The organism is Stenotrophomonas testudinis (assembly GCF_024499815.1).
Taxonomy (GTDB): Bacteria; Pseudomonadota; Gammaproteobacteria; order Xanthomonadales; family Xanthomonadaceae; genus Stenotrophomonas.
This window is the reverse complement of record NZ_JAMOKY010000017.1, coordinates 43,935-60,751: the sequence shown is the minus strand read 5'-3', so window position 1 is coordinate 60,751 and position 16,817 is coordinate 43,935. Positions and strand designations below refer to the sequence as shown.

Annotated in this window: 18 protein-coding genes; 7 read left to right on the top strand and 11 right to left on the bottom strand. The window is 66.1% G+C overall.

The features are described from left to right. Nucleotides 1-24: 24 nt before the first annotated feature. Genes NQ204_RS11480 through NQ204_RS11465 form a run of 4 tightly spaced genes read left to right on the top strand, consistent with a single transcriptional unit; the run spans nucleotide 25 to nucleotide 3,579 of the window. The gene (locus NQ204_RS11480) at nucleotides 25-1,242 is read left to right on the top strand and encodes a nucleoside permease (RefSeq protein ID WP_256643919.1); all 1,218 of its coding nucleotides are present in this window, start codon (nucleotides 25-27) and stop codon (nucleotides 1,240-1,242) included. Nucleotides 1,243-1,253: 11 nt separating this feature from the next. Beyond that, a complete protein-coding gene (locus NQ204_RS11475) occupies nucleotides 1,254-2,378 on the top strand; it encodes a Gfo/Idh/MocA family protein (RefSeq protein WP_116863114.1) in 1,125 nt (374 codons plus the stop codon). A 19-nt stretch (nucleotides 2,379-2,397) separates the two neighbouring features. Beyond that, the gene (locus NQ204_RS11470; RefSeq protein WP_256643918.1) at nucleotides 2,398-3,264 is read left to right on the top strand and encodes a sugar phosphate isomerase/epimerase family protein; all 867 of its coding nucleotides are present in this window, start codon (nucleotides 2,398-2,400) and stop codon (nucleotides 3,262-3,264) included. 18 nt (nucleotides 3,265-3,282) lie between these two features. Next, nucleotides 3,283-3,579: a c-type cytochrome gene (locus tag NQ204_RS11465; RefSeq protein ID WP_165835681.1), complete on the top strand. Its 297-nt coding sequence runs from the start codon at nucleotides 3,283-3,285 to the stop codon at nucleotides 3,577-3,579. Nucleotides 3,580-3,588: 9 nt separating this feature from the next. On the opposite strand, the gene NQ204_RS11460 is transcribed toward NQ204_RS11465, so the two are convergent. The 5 genes from NQ204_RS11460 to NQ204_RS11440 form a co-directional block, all read right to left on the bottom strand. Next, nucleotides 3,589-4,323: a 3-keto-disaccharide hydrolase gene (locus NQ204_RS11460; RefSeq protein WP_488192360.1), complete on the bottom strand. Its 735-nt coding sequence runs from the start codon at nucleotides 4,321-4,323 to the stop codon at nucleotides 3,589-3,591. A gap of 14 nt (nucleotides 4,324-4,337) precedes the next feature. Beyond that, nucleotides 4,338-4,913 carry a gluconate 2-dehydrogenase subunit 3 family protein gene (locus NQ204_RS11455; RefSeq protein ID WP_116863111.1) on the bottom strand — a complete coding sequence of 192 codons (576 nt, stop codon included), beginning with the start codon at nucleotides 4,911-4,913 and terminating at the stop codon, nucleotides 4,338-4,340. Then, nucleotides 4,913-6,598 (bottom strand): GMC oxidoreductase, encoded by a 1,686-nt coding sequence (locus tag NQ204_RS11450; protein WP_256643917.1) that lies wholly within the window; start codon nucleotides 6,596-6,598, stop codon nucleotides 4,913-4,915. Before NQ204_RS11450 ends, NQ204_RS11455 begins: the two co-directional genes overlap by 1 nt. Before the next feature lie 27 nt (nucleotides 6,599-6,625). After that, nucleotides 6,626-7,522: a hydroxypyruvate isomerase family protein gene (locus NQ204_RS11445; protein ID WP_256643916.1), complete on the bottom strand. Its 897-nt coding sequence runs from the start codon at nucleotides 7,520-7,522 to the stop codon at nucleotides 6,626-6,628. A 214-nt stretch (nucleotides 7,523-7,736) separates the two neighbouring features. Next, the gene (locus NQ204_RS11440; RefSeq protein ID WP_256643915.1) at nucleotides 7,737-8,315 is read right to left on the bottom strand and encodes a single-stranded DNA-binding protein; all 579 of its coding nucleotides are present in this window, start codon (nucleotides 8,313-8,315) and stop codon (nucleotides 7,737-7,739) included. A 375-nt stretch (nucleotides 8,316-8,690) separates the two neighbouring features. Here NQ204_RS11440 and NQ204_RS11435 point away from each other — a divergent pair, with 375 nt between their 5' ends. After that, nucleotides 8,691-9,722 carry a LacI family DNA-binding transcriptional regulator gene (locus NQ204_RS11435; RefSeq protein WP_256643914.1) on the top strand — a complete coding sequence of 344 codons (1,032 nt, stop codon included), beginning with the start codon at nucleotides 8,691-8,693 and terminating at the stop codon, nucleotides 9,720-9,722. 34 nt (nucleotides 9,723-9,756) lie between these two features. On the opposite strand, the gene NQ204_RS11430 is transcribed toward NQ204_RS11435, so the two are convergent. Beyond that, on the bottom strand, nucleotides 9,757-10,134 hold the full coding sequence (locus NQ204_RS11430) for a hypothetical protein (protein WP_256643913.1): 378 nt from the start codon (nucleotides 10,132-10,134) through the stop codon (nucleotides 9,757-9,759). 169 nt (nucleotides 10,135-10,303) lie between these two features. Here NQ204_RS11430 and NQ204_RS11425 point away from each other — a divergent pair, with 169 nt between their 5' ends. Then, a complete protein-coding gene (locus NQ204_RS11425) occupies nucleotides 10,304-11,203 on the top strand; it encodes an ABC transporter ATP-binding protein (RefSeq protein WP_256643912.1) in 900 nt (299 codons plus the stop codon). A 13-nt stretch (nucleotides 11,204-11,216) separates the two neighbouring features. Then, on the top strand, nucleotides 11,217-14,795 hold the full coding sequence (locus tag NQ204_RS11420) for an ABC transporter permease/M1 family aminopeptidase (protein WP_256643911.1): 3,579 nt from the start codon (nucleotides 11,217-11,219) through the stop codon (nucleotides 14,793-14,795). Between the two features lie 135 nt (nucleotides 14,796-14,930). On the opposite strand, the gene NQ204_RS11415 is transcribed toward NQ204_RS11420, so the two are convergent. From NQ204_RS11415 to NQ204_RS11395, 5 genes are all read right to left on the bottom strand, one after another. Next, nucleotides 14,931-15,233 carry a hypothetical protein gene (locus NQ204_RS11415; protein WP_256643910.1) on the bottom strand — a complete coding sequence of 101 codons (303 nt, stop codon included), beginning with the start codon at nucleotides 15,231-15,233 and terminating at the stop codon, nucleotides 14,931-14,933. Continuing rightward, a complete protein-coding gene (locus NQ204_RS11410) occupies nucleotides 15,230-15,541 on the bottom strand; it encodes a hypothetical protein (RefSeq protein ID WP_243402667.1) in 312 nt (103 codons plus the stop codon). Before NQ204_RS11410 ends, NQ204_RS11415 begins: the two co-directional genes overlap by 4 nt. A 160-nt stretch (nucleotides 15,542-15,701) precedes the next feature. Further along, nucleotides 15,702-15,872: a hypothetical protein gene (locus NQ204_RS11405; protein WP_256643909.1), complete on the bottom strand. Its 171-nt coding sequence runs from the start codon at nucleotides 15,870-15,872 to the stop codon at nucleotides 15,702-15,704. 12 nt (nucleotides 15,873-15,884) lie between these two features. After that, on the bottom strand, nucleotides 15,885-16,271 hold the full coding sequence (locus NQ204_RS11400) for an SseB family protein (protein ID WP_256643908.1): 387 nt from the start codon (nucleotides 16,269-16,271) through the stop codon (nucleotides 15,885-15,887). Nucleotides 16,272-16,402: 131 nt separating this feature from the next. After that, complete coding sequence (locus NQ204_RS11395) at nucleotides 16,403-16,798, bottom strand: hypothetical protein (protein ID WP_116864421.1); 396 nt, start codon at nucleotides 16,796-16,798, stop codon at nucleotides 16,403-16,405. Nucleotides 16,799-16,817: the final 19 nt, after the last annotated feature.

The window sequence follows — 16,817 nt, the reverse complement described above, 5'->3', positions numbered from 1 at the left end:
GACACCGCCCCGGGAGGGCAAACCATGACGCACGCCATGTCGCGCTTGGGCGCGATGATGTTTCTGCAGTTCTTCATCTGGGGGGCGTGGTTCGTCACCCTTGGCACCTACCTGGTGCAGGGCCCGCTGCAGGCCAGCGCCAGCCAGGTGGCCACCACCTTCCTCAGCCAGTCCATCGGCGCGATCGTCGCTCCCTTCCTGGTCGGCCTGATCGCGGACCGCTACTTCGCCGCGCAGCGCATCCTGGCGGTACTGCACCTGGCCGGCGCGGTGCTGATGTGGCTGGCCTCCACCGCGACCAGCTTCAGCATGTTTTCCGCCTGCGTGATGGGCTACATGCTGCTGTTCATGCCGACGCTGGCGCTGGCCAACAGCGTGGCGATGCGGCACATGCAGTCGCCCGAGAAACAGTTCCCGCTGGTGCGGGTGGCCGGCAGCATCGGCTGGATCATCGCCGGCGTGCTGATCGGCTGGCTGGGCTGGGAACAGGCGCACCGTCTTGAACTCACCTTCCGGATGGCGGCGGTGGCCTCGCTGCTGTTGGGCCTGTATGCCTTCACCCTGCCGCACACGCCGCCACTGGCGAAGCAGCGCGACGCCGGGCTCGGGCAGATCCTCGGCCTGGATTCGCTGCGCCTGCTGAAGTCACGCGCCTACCTGGTGTTCTTCCTGGCCTCCATCGCCATCTGCATCCCGCTGTCGTTCTACTACAACTTCACCAACCCGTACCTCAACGACCTGGGCGTGCGCGGCGCGGCCGGCCTGCAGTCGCTGGGCCAGGTGTCCGAAGTGCTGCTGATGCTGGCCATGCCGTTCCTGTTCGTGCGGCTGGGGGTGAAGACCATGCTGGCGGTAGGCATGGCCGCCTGGGTGGTGCGCTATGCGCTGTTTGCCTTCGGTGATGCCGGCGGCGGCTTCTCGCTGCTGGTGATCGGCATCGTCCTGCACGGCATCTGCTACGACTTCTTCTTCGTCACCGGGCAGATCTACACCGATGCACATGCGGGACCTGAAGCACGCAGCAGCGCGCAGGGCTTCATCACCCTGGCCACCTACGGCGTGGGCATGCTGATCGGCACCTTCCTGTCCGGCGCGGTGGTGGAGCACTACACCACGGCCGCAGGGCCGGACTGGCAGCAGATCTGGCTGTTCCCGGCCGGCGTTGCATTGGTCGTGCTCATCGCCTTCCTGCTGCTGTTCCGCGATCGCCCCGCCGCTGCTGCCGCAGCCACTTCACGCTGAGAACAACGCCGATGCCTAAGCTGGGAATCGCCATTATCGGCACGGGGATGATCGCCGCGGTGCACCGCCGCGCCGCCCTGCTCGCCGGTGCCGAAGTGCGTGGCGTGGCGGCGTCTTCTTCGCAGCGCGCGAATGAGGTGGCGCAGGCATGGAGTGTGCCGCGCGCTTACCGCGATATTGACGAGGTCGTCGCCGATCCGCAGGTCCAGGTGGTGCATGTGTGCACGCCCAACCACCTGCACCGGCCGATGGCGCAGGCCGCACTGGAAGCCGGCAAGCACGTGATCTGCGAGAAGCCGCTGGCCACGACCCTCGACGATGCACAAGCGCTGGCATCGTTGGCCGCATCCAGCGGCCTGGTCGCCACGGTGCCCTTCGTCTACCGCTACCACCCGGTGGTCCGCGAGGCCCGCGCACGCATCGCGGCCGGCGACCTCGGGCCCCTGCACCTCATCCACGGCAGCTACCTGCAGGATTGGCTGCTGGACCCGGCCAGCAACAACTGGCGCGTCGATCCGGTACTGGGCGGCACCTCGCGCGTGTTCGCCGACATCGGCTCGCACTGGTGCGACCTGGTGGAATGGGTCAGCGGCGAGCGCTTCACCGAGGTCAGCGCGGCCTTCGCCACGGTGATCGCCGAGCGCAGCGCCGAAGGCGCACAGAGTTTCAGCACACCCGCGGCAGGTGGCGCGACGCAGGCAGTGTCCAGCGAGGACGTGGCCATGGCGATGTTCCGCACCGGCGCCGGCACATTGGCATCGCTGACCGTCAGCCAGGTCTCGGCGGGGCGGCACAACCGCCTCTGGTTCGAGATCGATGGCACCAAGGCCAGCGTGGCGTTCAACCAGGAAGATCCCGAGCGGCTGTGGATCGGCCGGCCCGACCAGCGCGAAGAAACCTTCGTGCGCGGCCCCGGCGCCGGCAGTGCCGAACAGCGTCGTCTGTCGACATTGCCGCCCGGCCATGCGCAGGGCTACGCGCAATGCTTCGAGGCCTTCGTCGCCGACACCTATCGCGCCATCGACGGTGAAACGCCGCAGGGCCTGCCTACCTTCGAAGACGGCCTGCGCTCGGCGCGGATCGTCGACCGCGTCATCGCATCGGCCAGGTCGCACGCCTGGGCCACCCTCGAATGAACCCCTGGAGGATGTACGGATGAAGGCTCCAACACGCAGGATCGCCACCGCCGCACTGCTGCTGCTCGCCACCCTGCCCGTCTTCGCTGCGGAAACCGGCGGCGCTGGAAAGCCCATTGCGGTGCAGATGTACACGCTGCGCAATGCAGGCACGCTCGACCAGCAGCTGAAGATCGTCCACGACGCGGGCGTGCATGCCGTGGAAACGGTCGGCACGCAGAATGTTAGCGCCGCCGAACTCAAGCTGCTGCTCGACAAGTACGGCATCAAGGCGATTTCCTCGCACACCGCACTGGCCGACCTGCGCAATGACCTCGACAAGGTCGTGGCCTTCAACCGTGCCATCGGCAACACCACGCTGGTGGTGCCCTACCTGGACAGCAAGGATCGGCCGAAAGATGCCGCCGGCTGGGCCGCGCTGGGCAAGGAACTGGGCGGCATTTCCGAACGGGTGCGCGCCAAGGGCATGCGCCTGGCCTACCACAACCATGACTTCGAGCTGGTCGACTTCGATGGGCGCACCGGCCTGGAGCTGCTGTTCGAAGCCGCCGGCCCGAACCTGCAGACCGAGCTGGACCTGGCCTGGGTGGCCCGCTCCGGCCACGACCCGGTGGTGATGCTGGGCAAGTTCCGCGGCCGCCTGTTCGCGGTGCATGCCAAGGACAACGCGCCCAAGGGCCAGGCCGAAGACGCAGGCGGATTCGCCGCCGTCGGCCAGGGCGTGCTCGACTGGGACGCGATCCTGCCGGCTGCCGCCAGTGCGGCCGTGACGTGGTACATCGTCGAGCACGACCAGCCGCGTGACCCTGCCAAGGTGATCCAGACCGGCGCCGACTACCTGCGTGAACACCTGACCGTCAGCCTGCCCGCCCGCGCTTCGCGCTAGCCCGCCAAGGAGCTTCGTTTGAAAACTGTCCTGACCCTGGCCCTGACCCTGTGCGCGGCGACCCATGCGCTGCCGGCGTGGTCCAAGGAAGATCCTGCTGCAGGCGCCAAGCTGTACGCGACGAACTGCGTGGCCTGCCACGGTGCCGATCGCGCGGGCATGCCCGGCGCATTCCCCGCGCTCACCGACATCGGCAAGCGCCTGCCGCCGGCACAGATCAAGGAAAAGATCAGCAAGGGCGGCGGGCTGATGCCGCCCTTCTCCCAGCTGTCCGCGCAGGAGATCGATGACCTCGCCAGCTACCTGGCGAAGTAGGCGCGAGCGTTACAGCTCGCGCACCCAGATGTTGCGGTAGCTGACCTTGGAGGCATGCTCCTGCAGGTACAGCGGCGCGCAGCCATGCGGTGAGTACGACGGCGCGCCGATGTACTCCGTCCGGCCCGCCAGCACGGTGTCGTCCTGCACCAGCACGCCGTTGTGCAGCACGGTGATGCGCGCCGGCGAGGTCAGCCCGCCACCGGCGGAGAACCGCGGCGCCTTCCAGATGATGTCATAGGCCTGCCACTGGCCGGGCGCACGCGAGGCATTCACCAGCGGCATGGCCTGCTTGTAGATCGAGCCAGCCTGGCCATTGGCGTAGGTCGGGTTGCCGTGGCTGTCGAGCACCTGCAGCTCATACAGCTCCTGCAGGAAGATGCCGCTGTTGCCGCGGTTCTGGCCGTCGAAGCCCTTGGTATCGGTCGGCGTGCGCCACTCGACATGCAACTGCATGTCACAGAAACGCTGCCGGGTGCGGATGCCCTTGCTGCCCGGCACCACGGTCATCGCGCCGTCCGCCACCGTCCACGGTACCCGCCCGCCCTGCTCCGCCTCCCAGGCGGACACGTCCTTGCCATCGAACAGCACGATGGCGTCCGACGGCGCAGCGCCAACCGGCGTGGCAACGTCCGCCACCGGCGCCCATACCTCGGTCTTCGCCGGATCACGCTCCGCACCGGCCTGCGCGAACGCCGGCACTGCCGCCAGCACGCCCGCGGCCATCAAGAAAATTCTGATCATCCTGTCGTACTCCATCAGCTGGTGGCCCAGGCCGGCGTACCTGGCACATAGGCCATGTCGCCATCGTAGCGTCCGGGCACGGCGACGTACTTCAGCACTTCGGTCGCGCCCTGTTTCGAGGTGAAGAAGCCGAAGATGGCCAATTGCTTGATCATGGTGAACGGATGCGGCATCGCCTTCGCAGTTTCCCCTGTGCCGGTCTCGCTCACCTCGACAGCACGCTTGCGGGCCTCGGCATCCAGCGTGCGCAGCAGCGAGGTGCGCGCCTCGGGCGCAAGGGCCACGAAGCTTCCGCCGGCGCGCTTGTCGATGTCGGCCAGGCCAGCGCGGAACGTCGCCTGCTGGCGGGCGGTGTAGCAGTCGGTCACGAACCGCGCCATGAAGGCGCCAGTGGCCGCATCCTTCGCGCCGGGCGTGCGGGTCCGCGGCAGAATGGTCTCGGCGATTTCATCCAGCGTGGCGATCTCGGCATCGGAGAAGCCAGCGCCTGGCGGCGCAGCCGGCAGCTTGGCACTGGCCAGCGCCGGCAGGCCGATCATCGCCGCACCGGTGGCGGCAAAGATCATCTTCAGCAGTTCACGGCGGTCCATCAGAGATTCCCCGCTTTCAGTTCGCGCACGGCATGGTCGGCGGCCCGCGCGGTCAGCGCCATGTAGGTCAGCGACGGGTTCACGCAGGCACTGGAGGTCATGCACGCACCGTCGGTGACATAGACGTTGGGCGCATCCCAGACCTGGTTGTTGGCATTGAGGACCGAGGTCTTCCGGTCACGGCCCATGCGTGCGGTGCCCATTTCGTGGATGCCCTTGCCCGGCGCATAGTCGTTGTCGTGCATCTCCACGTCCTTGACGCCGGCCGCTTCCAGCATTTCCGCCGCATCAGCCGCCATGTCCTTGCGCATCGCCTTCTCGTTCTCGCGCATGGCAACGTCCATCGCCAGCACCGGCAGCCCCCAATTGTCCTTGCGTTCGTGGTCCAGGCGGATGGTGTTGTCGTGGTGCGGCAGCATCTCGCCGAAACCGGTCATGCCGATGCGCCAGTCACCCGGCAGGCTCAGCGCCTCCTTCAGGTCGGCACCGATGTTCAGCTCGGCGATCTCGCGCGACCAGCCGTTGCGGCTGGCGCCGCCCTGATAGCCGAAGCCGCGCAGGTAGCCACGCTTGTCCGACGCCACGTTGCGGAAGCGCGGAATATAGAACCCGCAGGGGCGACGCCCGAAGTAGTACTTGTCGTCGTAGCCTTCCACCCGGCCCGATGCACCCGCGCCAAAGTGATGGTCCATCACGTTGTGCCCAAGCTCGCCGGACGATGAACCCAGTCCTCCCTCCCAGACATCGGTGGCCGAGTTCATCAGCAGCCACGTCGAATTGAACGAGGACGCGTTGAGGAAGATGACCTTGGCCGTGTACTCATAGGTCTGCCCGGTCTCGGCGTCGATGATCTCCACGCCGCGCGCACGCTTGCGGTCCTTGTCGTAGAGCACTTCCTTGACGATCGAGAACGGCCGCAGCGTCAGGTTGCCGGTCTTCATCGCCGCCGGCAGCGTGGCCGCCTGGGTCGAGAAGTAGGCGCCGAAGGGACAGCCGAGAATGCACTTGTTGCGGTACTGGCAGTTGACCCGGCCCTGCTCGGGCATCGGCTTGGTGATGTTGGCGGTGCGCGAGTGGATCATGTGGCGCGTGCCACCAAACGCCTTCTGGATCCGCGCGGCGACGTCCTTCTCGACGATGTTCAGCGGGATCGGTGGCAGGAACTCGCCATCAGGCAGCACATCCAGCCCCTCGCGCGTGCCGGCGATGCCAGCGAACTTCTCCACGTGGTCGTACCACGGCGCGATGTCGGCATAGCGGATCGGCCAGTCGGTGGCGATGCCTTCCTTGAGGTTCGCTTCGAAATCCAGATCGGAGAAGCGGTAGCTCTGACGCCCCCACATCAGCGAACGGCCACCGACGTGGTAGCCACGAAACCAGTCGAAGCGCTTGGTCTCGATGTAAGGCGAGTCCTGTTCGTCGGCCCACATGCCTTCCAGGTTCTCGGCAAGGGCGTAGTCGCGCATCAGCACCGGGAACGCGGCCTTCATCGCCTGTGTCGGCCGGTTGCGATGCGGGAAGTCCCACGGTTCCTTCATCGCATTGACGTAGTCCTTCACGTGCTCGATGTTGCGCCCGCGTTCCAGCATCAGGACTTTGAGACCTTTTTCGGTCAGTTCCTTCGCCGCCCAACCGCCACTGATTCCCGAGCCAACAACGATGGCGTCGTAATGATTATCTGCCATGGGTCTATCACCTGGGTGGATATCGTTTCAGACGTCGCAGAGACGGATCGCCTCGCGCAATGAGCCAACGGGATCGGGCGCTGCAGGCATGAATTCCTGCGCCAGATACCCATCAAAACCGGTGTCGCGGATCGCGCGACAGATGGCCGGATAGTTCAGTTCCTGCTGGTCACCGATCTCGTGCCGGCCAGGCACGCCTGCGGTGTGGTAGTGCTTGAAGTACGCGTGGTCCCGACCGATGGTGGCGATGATGTCGCCCTCCATGATCTGCATGTGGTAGATGTCGTAGAGCAGGCCGAAATTGTCCGAGCCGAGCCGCTTGCACAGCTCCACGCCCCAGGCCGAGTGGTCGCACAGATAGTCGGGATGGTCGACGCGCGAGTTCAGCAGCTCCATCACCAGTACGACGCCACGCTTCTCGGCATGGCCGAGAATGCGCTTGAGGCCAGCCTCGGCGTTGGCCATGCCCTGCTGGGGGTCCATGCCGTTGCGGTTGCCGGAGAAGCAGATGAGGTTGCGATAGCCGGCATCGGCGACCCGGTCGATGTGCTGGGTGTAGCGCGCCACCAGCACATCGTGGAATTCTCGGCCGGCAAAGCCCTTGGTCAGGCCCAGCTCGGCGCCGTTGCACATCGCGCTGTCCACGCCATGCGCTTTCAAGGTGGGCCAGTCCTCCGGGCCGACCAGGTCGATGGCGGCAAAGCCGAGGCCCTTCACGGTCTGGCAGAGCTGGGCGACCGACAACTGCGGAAAGGTCCAGCGGGCGACGGAGTGCTTCAGCCGGCCCTTGAGGGACGCAGCAGACGCGACAGAGGGCAGAACGCCTGCAGCCGCCAGGCCCAGGCTGCCGGCGACGGCCATGCGCAGCGCATCGCGCCGCGTGAGCCCCGGCGCAGGCGCCGGTTCGATGGAATGGATCGACATCCACTTCCCGGCCTCCCAACCGGTGCAAACACTGAGCATTCACAGCAATGCAATCGATTGCACCATACGGGAGGAATTATTTTTTTTGCAAGACGCGGTGCACGAAAAGCCATGCTGCGGAGCACAACGTTTCTCACCAGACGCGCAAAAAAAAAAGAGCCCCACGAATGGGGCTCCTTCTGGATTCACGCCTGTGCCTGTTGCCAGGCATGCATCAGAACGGAATATCGTCGTCAGCGAAGTCGTCCATCGGCGGTGCCTGCTGCGGCTGCGGGCGCTGGTTGCCGCCCTGGTTGCCGTAGCCGCCACCCTGGTTGCCACCGCCCTGGTTGCCGTAACCACCGCCCTGGCCGCCACGATGGCCGCTGCCACCGCCGCCGTACTCCTGGCGTGGGGCCTGCTGGCGCTGCGGACGGTCGCCGCCGAAGTTGCCACCACCGCCGCCACCGCCGCCTTCACCGCGGCCGCCCAGCATCTGCATTTCGTCGGCGATGATGTCGGTGGAGTACTTCTCCACGCCATCCTGGCCGGTGTACTTGTCGTAGCGCAGGCTGCCTTCAACGTAGACCGAGCTGCCCTTGCGCAGGTATTCGCCGGCGATTTCGCCGAGCTTGCCGAAGAACACCACGCGGTGCCATTCGGTGCGCTCCTGCTGGTTGCCGTCCTTGTCCTTGCGGACGCTGGTGGTGGCCAGGCTGATGCGGGTGATCGCCATGCCGCCCTGGGTGTACTTCACGTCCGGGTCGTTGCCGAGGTTGCCGACCAGGATGACTTTGTTGATGCCACGCGCCATAGGTGTGTTCGTCCGTTGTACAGGGGCAGACCACGATTGATAGCACGTCCTCCTGGCAGGAGGCAGTGGCCCGGGGCCGCCCCCGATGCATTTGGGGGAATTCAAGAATGTCCCATCTTATCATCGCCACCGCCTTCCGCCCGGTCAGGGAAGCCCCCGGCGGCGGCCGGATTGCCCCCTAGGCCCTTGTCCTGTCAGGCCTGGGGGGCCGTTCAACCCAGCCGACAGCAGGAATGGTCTGGACCTGTCCGCACCGGGCGGGTCCGGTCGCGTCACAGCCAAGCGCTGTCCGATCCGTCTCCCCGGCAAGACATCCACAGGGCCAGCAGCAGCCACCCGTGGCATCATCCGTGAACCTCCCCGCCTGCTCCCTCCATGACCATCAAAGGCAAAGCCACGTCCCTGGACATCGCCCACCTGGCCGGGGTTTCCCAGCCCACGGTGTCGCGTGCCCTGCGCGGCAGCCCGATGGTCAACGCCGAAACCCGCGAGCGCATCCTGCGCATCGCCCGCGAGCTGAACTACAAGGTCGACAAGAACGCCTCCAGCCTGCGCCTGCGCAACGCCGGCACGCTGGCCCTGCTGTTCTTCGAAGACCCGACCAACGATGACTCGCTGATCAACCCGTTCTTCCACTCGATGCTGGGCTCGATCACCCGCGCCTGCGCGCTGCATGGGCAGGACCTGCTGGTGTCCTTCCAGCAGCTGTCCACCGACTGGCAGGCCGATTACGAGGACAGCAACAAGGCCGATGGCATCATCCTGCTGGGCTACGGCGACTACCACCAGTCGCGCGACCGCCTGCAGCGACTGGTCGAACAGGGCACGCATTTCGTGCGCTGGGGCGCGGCCCTGCCCGGCCAGCCGGGTGTGTCAATCGGCAGCGACAACTTCCAGGGCGGGCATGACATCACCACCCACCTGCTGCAGCAGGGCTGCCGTCGCATCGCCTTCCTCGGCCATGCGTCCAGCCACTACCCGGAATTCGAGGAGCGCTACCGCGGCCACGTCGAGGCGCTGCGCACCCACCGACTCGCCGCCGACCCGGCGCTGCAGCACGATGCGATCACCACCGAGGCCTCCGGGCAGGAAGCCTGCCAGGCGCTGCTGGCACGCGGTGAACGCATCGATGCGATCTGCGCCGCCAGCGACCTGATCGCCATCGGTGCGATGCGTGCATTGCGCGAGGCCGGCCTGCGCGTGCCGCAGGACGTGGCGGTGACCGGCTTCGACGATATTCCGCTGGCAGCCTCGGTGTCGCCGGCGCTGACCACGGTGCAGCAGGACACCAAGCAGGCGGGCCAGCTGCTGGTGGAGAAGCTGTTGGCGCTGATCGGCCGGCAGCCGGTGGAGAGCCTGAGCATTCCGGTAAAACTGGTGGTGCGCGAGTCTTCCGTGCGGATGTAGAGCCGAGCAACGGCAGCCGAGCATGGGGTCGGCTCTACAGGGTCTCGTGGAGGCCGGTAATCCGCGTGACTTCCCCTACTGCGGACACGTGCGGGCCCCCATGGCGATGGAACCGGATACCCTCGGCGATCCGATCGCGATGCAGGGTCTGCCGCAGTTCCCGGTTCACGATCCGCATCTTGGCCCGCAGCCACGGGCCGACCGGCAGTGCGATGTCTTCGGCCAGCGGCTGGCCATCCTCGCCAAGGAACTCCGGGAAGATCATGAACGGCTCGAGCTCGCCCGACGCATCGGCATAGGCGAAGTCCCAGCGGATGCCGTTGTACGCGGGCTGGCGGCGGCCGCCTTCTTCAGGTGCCAGCAGGCGGATGCGCGCCTCGGAATCGTCCTTCAGCAACAGATACACGCCCACGCCCTGCTCTCTTTCCCCTGGATAGCGGCCGATGGTGATCGATCCGCGGGCGAAGGGGAATCGCGCGGCAGGCACGCCCGGCCACGCCCGCAACCATGACCATTGGCATTGACCGGCGCCGCATTCAGCGCGATAAACCGCTATTCACACAGGGAAGAGGTGTACGCGCATGCTGCAGATCGACTCGCTGTCCAAGACCTACGCCAACGGCGTCCACGCGTTGAACGCGGTCACCCTGGACATCCCGCGCGGCATGTTCGGCCTGCTGGGCCCCAACGGCGCCGGCAAATCCTCGCTGATGCGTACCCTGGCCACGCTGCAGGAAGCCGACAGCGGCACCGCGGTGTTGAGCATTCCCGGCGAAGCGCCGATCGACGTGCTGCGCGACAAGGACGCCGTGCGCCGCCGCCTGGGCTACCTGCCGCAGGATTTCGGCGTCTACCCCAAGGTCAGCGCGCTCGACCTTCTGGAACACTTCGCCGTGCTCAAGGGCCTGACCCAGCGCGCGCAGCGCCGCGAAGTGGTGGATGGCCTGCTGCAGCAGGTGAACCTGTGGGACGCGCGCAAGCGCAAGCTGGGCACCTACTCCGGCGGCATGCGCCAGCGCTTCGGCATCGCCCAGGCCCTGCTCGGCGACCCGCGCCTGGTCATCGTCGATGAACCCACCGCCGGCCTCGACCCGGAGGAACGCAACCGTTTCCTCAACCTGCTGGCCGCCATCGGCGAGAACGTCGCAGTGATCCTGTCCACCCACATCGTGGAGGACGTGACCGACCTGTGCCCGAGCATGGCCATCATGAACAAGGGCCAGGTGCTGCTGACCGGCCGCCCGACCGATGCCATTGAAGCGCTGGCAAACCAGGTCTGGCGCAAGCAGGTCGATCCGTCCGAGCTGGCCGACCATGAAGCACGCTACGTGGTGCTGTCCACGCGCCTGGTCGGCGGCCGCCCGGTCATCCATGTCCACAGTGCCAACGATCCCGGCGATGGCTTCCGCGCCGTGGCCCCCGATCTCGAGGACGTCTACTTCCAGCGCCTGCGCCTGCAGGCGCGTGCCCGCGCGGCCTGATTCGGAGTAGACCATGATCCTGACCTTCTTCCGCTTCGAGCTGCGCGAGCAGCTGCGTTCGCCGCTGCTGTGGCTGCTGGCCTTCCTGTTCGCCGCGCTGGCCTTCGCCGCTGCTTCCACCGAAGCCGTGCAGATCGGCGGCGGCACCGGCAACGTGCACAGCAACGCGCCCATCGTCATCGCACGCTTCATGGGCATCTTCACCATGGTGTGCATGCTGGTGTCCACGATGTTCGTCAGCGATGCCCTGCTGCGTGACTTCGAGCTGGGCACCGCCGAACTGATCTTCGCCAGCCCGATCAAGCGCCGCGACTACCTGGCCGGGCGCATCCTCGCCGCGATCTGCGCCAGCCTGGTGGTCTACCTGATCATCGCACTGGGCATCTTCCTGGGGCCGTTCATGCCGTGGGTGGACAAGGCGCGGGTGGGACCGGTGTCGCTGGCTGCGTATGCCTGGACGTTCACCTGGATCGTCCTGCCCAACGTGGTGTTCACCACCGCGCTGCTCTCGCTACTGGCGGCGGTGACCCGCTCGATCCTGTGGGTCTACATCGGCCTGGTCGGGTACTTCGTGCTGTACGGGGTGAGTGCCTCGTTGCTGAAAGATATCGACAACGTCTGGATCGCCACGCTGACCGAACCGCTGGGCGTGCGTGCGCTGGGCCGCGCCGTGCGCTACTGGGCGACCGAGCAGAGCAACACGCAGCTGCCACCGGTAGCCGGTTACCTGCTGGCCAATCGCGCCCTGTGGCTGGGTGTAGCCGCCGCGCTGTTCGCCGCCACCTTCGCCCTGTTCCGCACCGAACGCGCGGGCAGCGCCCGCAGCCGCTGGGGCCGGCGCAAGGTCGTTGCCAGCACCGAACCGGCACGGCCGACGCGTATCGTGGCACCGCGCGTGCGCCCGGTCTTCGGCGCCGGCACCAGCCTGCAGCAGTTCCTGCGACAGGTACGCTTCGATACCTTCGGCGTGCTGCGCAGCGTTCCCTTCATCGTGCTGCTGATCCTCGGCCTGGCCAACTTCATCCCCGGCGCGCTGCAGCAGCGAGCGCTGTACGGCACGCCGATATGGCCGGTGACCGCCGAAATGCTGTCGTCCCTGCAGGGCGCCTACAGCTGGCTGCTGGTGATCATCGTGCTGTTCTATTCGGGCGAACTGATCTGGAAGGAGCGCACCGCGCGCCTGAGCGAAGTGAACGACGCCATGCCCGTGCCCAACTGGGTACCGCTTCTGGCCCGGCTCACCACGCTGGTGGTCATTGTTGCCGCGTTCCAGTTCATCGGCGCAGTGGTGTCGATGGCGATGCAGCTGGTCCAGGGCTTCACCCACCTTCAGCCACTGCTTTATCTGAAGGCCCTGGCGCTGGGTTCGGTGTTCTACGTCCTGATGGGTGGGCTGGCACTGGTCCTGCAGGTGCTGACCAACAGCAAGTTCTTCGGCTACGCGCTGCTGATCGTGGTAATGATCGCCCAGGTCGCACTGGGGCTGCTGGACTTCACCCAGAACCTGTACAACTTCGGCAACTGGCCCAACGCCCCGTATTCGGACATGAATGGCTACGGCCACTTCCTGCCGGGCCAGCTGGTGTTCCAGGCTTACTGGGCCCTGCTGCTGATCGCACTGCTGTTCCTGGCCTCTGCGTTCTGGGTGCGCGGCGTCGGCACACGTCTGCGTGAGCGGATGAGGCTGGCCATGCACCGCCTGCGCGGTCCGACCGGCGCGGGGTTCGCTGTATCGCTGGTGGCCTTCGTTGCCCTGGGCAGCTGGCTGTACTGGAGCACCAACATCCGCAACGAGTTCGTGTCGCCGGACCAGCAGCGTGACCTGCAGGTGCGCTACGAGCGCGAGTTGTCCAAGTACCGGAACCTGCCGCAGCCTCGCATCATCGCCATCGACAACCACGTGAACCTGCGTCCGGAAACGCAGACGGTGACCATCGATGCCGACTGGACCATCCGCAATCCGCACGCGGCGCCGATCAACGACATCCACATCTCGATGGGCGACGACCGTGAGCTGATCAAGGTCGACCTCGGCGGGCAGACCCTGAGCTACCACGACGTGGACCTGGGCTACCGCATCTACCGGCTGGCCACGCCGCTGCAGCCCGGCGAGCAACGCACGGTTCATTTCCGCGTCGAGCAGAAGCCCAACGGCATCACCGCCGGGCAGGCGCCCAGCAACATCGTGGACAACGGCACGTTCTTCAACAGCGGATTGCTGCCGTCCTTCGGCTACGACGAGAACAGCGAGCTGAAGGATCGCAACGAGCGCCGCAAGCGCGGGCTGGGCGAACCGACCCGCATGCCGAAGCTGGAAGATGAAGCCGCGCGCGCCAACAACTACGTTTCCAACGACGCCGACTGGCTGGATTTCCGCACCACCATCTGCACCGCTCCGGATCAGGTGGCACTGGCGCCGGGCTACCTGCAGAAGGAAGCCACCGTGGAGGGGCGGCGCTGCTTCAGCTACGCAATGGACCGGCCGATGCTGAACTTCTATGCCTACCTGTCCGCACGCTGGCAGGTGAAGAAGGGCATGTACAAGGACATCCCGATCGAGGTGTACTACGACCCTGCCCACCCCTACAACGTGGATCGGATGATCGAGGCCGTGCAGAAGTCGCTGGCCTACTACGAGGCGAACTTCACCCCGTACCAGCACCGCCAGGTGCGCATCATCGAGTTCCCGGGCTACCGCAGCTTCGCCCAGTCCTTCGCCAACACCATTCCCTATTCCGAGTCGATCGGTTTCATCGCCGACCTGCGCGACCCGGACAACGTGGACTACGTGTTCTACGTCACCGCGCATGAGATCGCCCACCAGTGGTGGGCGCACCAGGTGATCGGCGCCAACGTGCAGGGCGCCACCATGCTGTCCGAATCACTGGCGCAGTACTCGGCACTGATGGTGATGGAACAGGAGTATGGCCGCGCGCACATGCGCCAGTTCCTGAAGACCGAACTGGACCGCTACCTGGCCGAGCGTGGCAGCGAGCGCATCGAGGAACTGCCGCTGGAGCGGGTGGAGAACCAGCAGTACATTCACTACCGCAAGGGTTCGCTGGTGTTCTACCGCCTGCGCGAAGAGATGGGCGAAGCCGCCCTGAACCGCGTACTGAAGCGCTTCCTGCAGGACAAGGGCTACCAGCAGCCGCCGTACACCACCTCGCGCGAACTGCTGGGCTACCTGCGTGCCGAAGCACCGGCCGACCGCCAGCAGTTGCTGACCGATCTGTTCGAGAAGATCACCCTCTATGACAACCGGCTGGAGACGGCCAGCGCGAAGAAGCGTGCGGATGGCCGCTACGACGTGACCCTGAAGCTGCACGCCACCAAGGTGCATGCCGATGGCCAGGGCAAGGAAACCCCGGCCACGCTGGATGACTGGATCGAGATCGGCGTGTTCGCCAATGCGCCTTCCGGCAAGGAACGCGACCAGAAGGTGCTGTACCTGCAGCGCCAGCACATCACCGATGCCGCTCCGACGATCACCGTGACCGTGGGCGGCAAGCCGGATGAGGCCGGGTTCGATCCGTACAACAAGCTCATCGACCGCGACAGCGACGACAACCGTAAGAAGGTGTCGATGTGATGCCTGCGGAGGTGCCGGTGATTGCCGGCACCTCCATCACTCCGATACCCGCTGTTCGCCCCATACGGGATGAGTCGAGCATGCCTCGAGCCTATTCCAGTAGTGCCAGGCCATGCCTGGCAGAGCTTGCCCACGTTACCGCTGTGGCGATGCGCCGCGCTTAGGCCCCAGCAACGCCAGCAGCACATACACCACGATCGAAGCGACCGTGCCCAGCAGCGCTGGCCCACCGAGGGCCCAGGCCGGACGGCCCTGCTGCCGCGCCCATTGGCCGAGATGCCAGGCCGCACCCAGGTTGACCAGCCAGGCAAGGGCAAACACCGGCCACTGCGCCATGCCCACGGCACGCAGCAGCGGCAGGGCCAGCAATGCAGCGACGATGGCTGCGATCAGGAAGATCAGGGCGTTACGGGAATGCCGGGATGCAGGTGTGTTCATGCCTGCAGCCTACGCACCATCACCAACACGCGATAGCGATGGCTGTCGGCCACGAATACACTGCCCAGCCAATGCTCATACTGCGGGAACGCCTGCATTTCCCGACGCTTGAGTTGCACCGCACCGATTATCTGACCTTCATGAAATGCAGCAATCCGGTGCGGGAAACCGCCGACGTCCTGCGGCTGGTTGAGCCGCTGCAGTTCCTGTTCCAGCGACAGGCCAGCTTCCTTGCCCCATTGCGTGTGGTACCACTGGGCCAGCTGCAGATTCTCCGGCGCGCCGCTGGGTAGTTCCCTGAATTCCATGACAGAGCCTGCATCCCGATGTCGCCCAAGCGAATCACGGATGGCGCGCGAAGGGAAGCATCCTGCAACGTTGAATCATGCCCGCCTGATGCTTTTGTAGAGTCGAGCCATGCTCGACTGCCGTTCGCACGATGCCAGATAAGTCGAGCATGGCTCGACTCTACACCTGCGCGAGATCCTTCAGGATCGCGCCAACGCCTTGGCCACCGGGCAAACGGAGCCCATGAAGACCAAGCGTCAGCCCTGTCGCCAGCGACACAGCCACGCCCGTCACCAGCCAGGTCGCGGCCCGACGTTCATGCTGGGAGGCGGTGCGATCAATCGAATCCATGGGAGATCCTGCTCAGCCCTGCGCGAAATCCTTCAGGATCTCGCCCACGCCGCTGGCGGAGATCTCGAAGCCCAGCGTGGTGCCGGGGTTGACCACCACGCCGTAGCCACCGGGCACTCGGCGCAGCACGTCCAGCATCCGCCAGCGGATCTGGTGCGGGGCCTGCTGGCTGTGGATGCCCACCCGCGCCGGATCGGTGAACACCGCCACGTGCAGGGTGCCCTGCTTGTCGAACAGCAGCGGGTCGAAGCCGCTGCCATCGGGGGTGACCAGGCTGCCGGTCAGCAGCACCACCTCGGAGGCCACGAAGGCTTCCATGAAGGCACGGATCGGTACGGCTCCGTCCATGGCGGCCTTCAGCAGGATTTCGATCGGGGTCTGCGGGACAAGGTCGGTCATGGCGGCTGCGGCAGGTAGGTAGGGGGGACCTATTGTAGAGCCGAGCCCACGCTCGGCTGCCTTCCCAAGCGCAGCCGAGCGCAGGCTCGGCTCTACAGCTTGTGCGGGCTCCAGCCAGGCATGGCCTGGCTCTACTGGGGCTGGGCGTTCAGCGCGGGGGACGGCTGCCAGAAGCCGTGCACCAGCACGGCCAGCAGCATGCCCACCGCCCACGCCAGCAGCACGCTGCCGCCGCCGTCCAGCGCGTCCACCATTTTCAGGGCTGCCACGACAGCGAAGATGGCTGTTACCAGCATCGCGGGCACCTCAGCGCCACGCGCCCGGGTCAGGCGCAGGCCCAGCAGCATGAGCGGCAGCGCCACCACGCTGGCGCCCAAGCCAAACACCACCAGTGCATCCCACAGATGGACGTTGAACGTGCGCGGCATGGCAATGGCGGCGGTGCGCGCAAGCCACGGGAAGGTCACTGCAGCGATCAGGGCACCGGTGACCGCACCACCGCCCAGCGAAACCAGCAGACGTCGCATCCTTCAACCCATCCTTGTC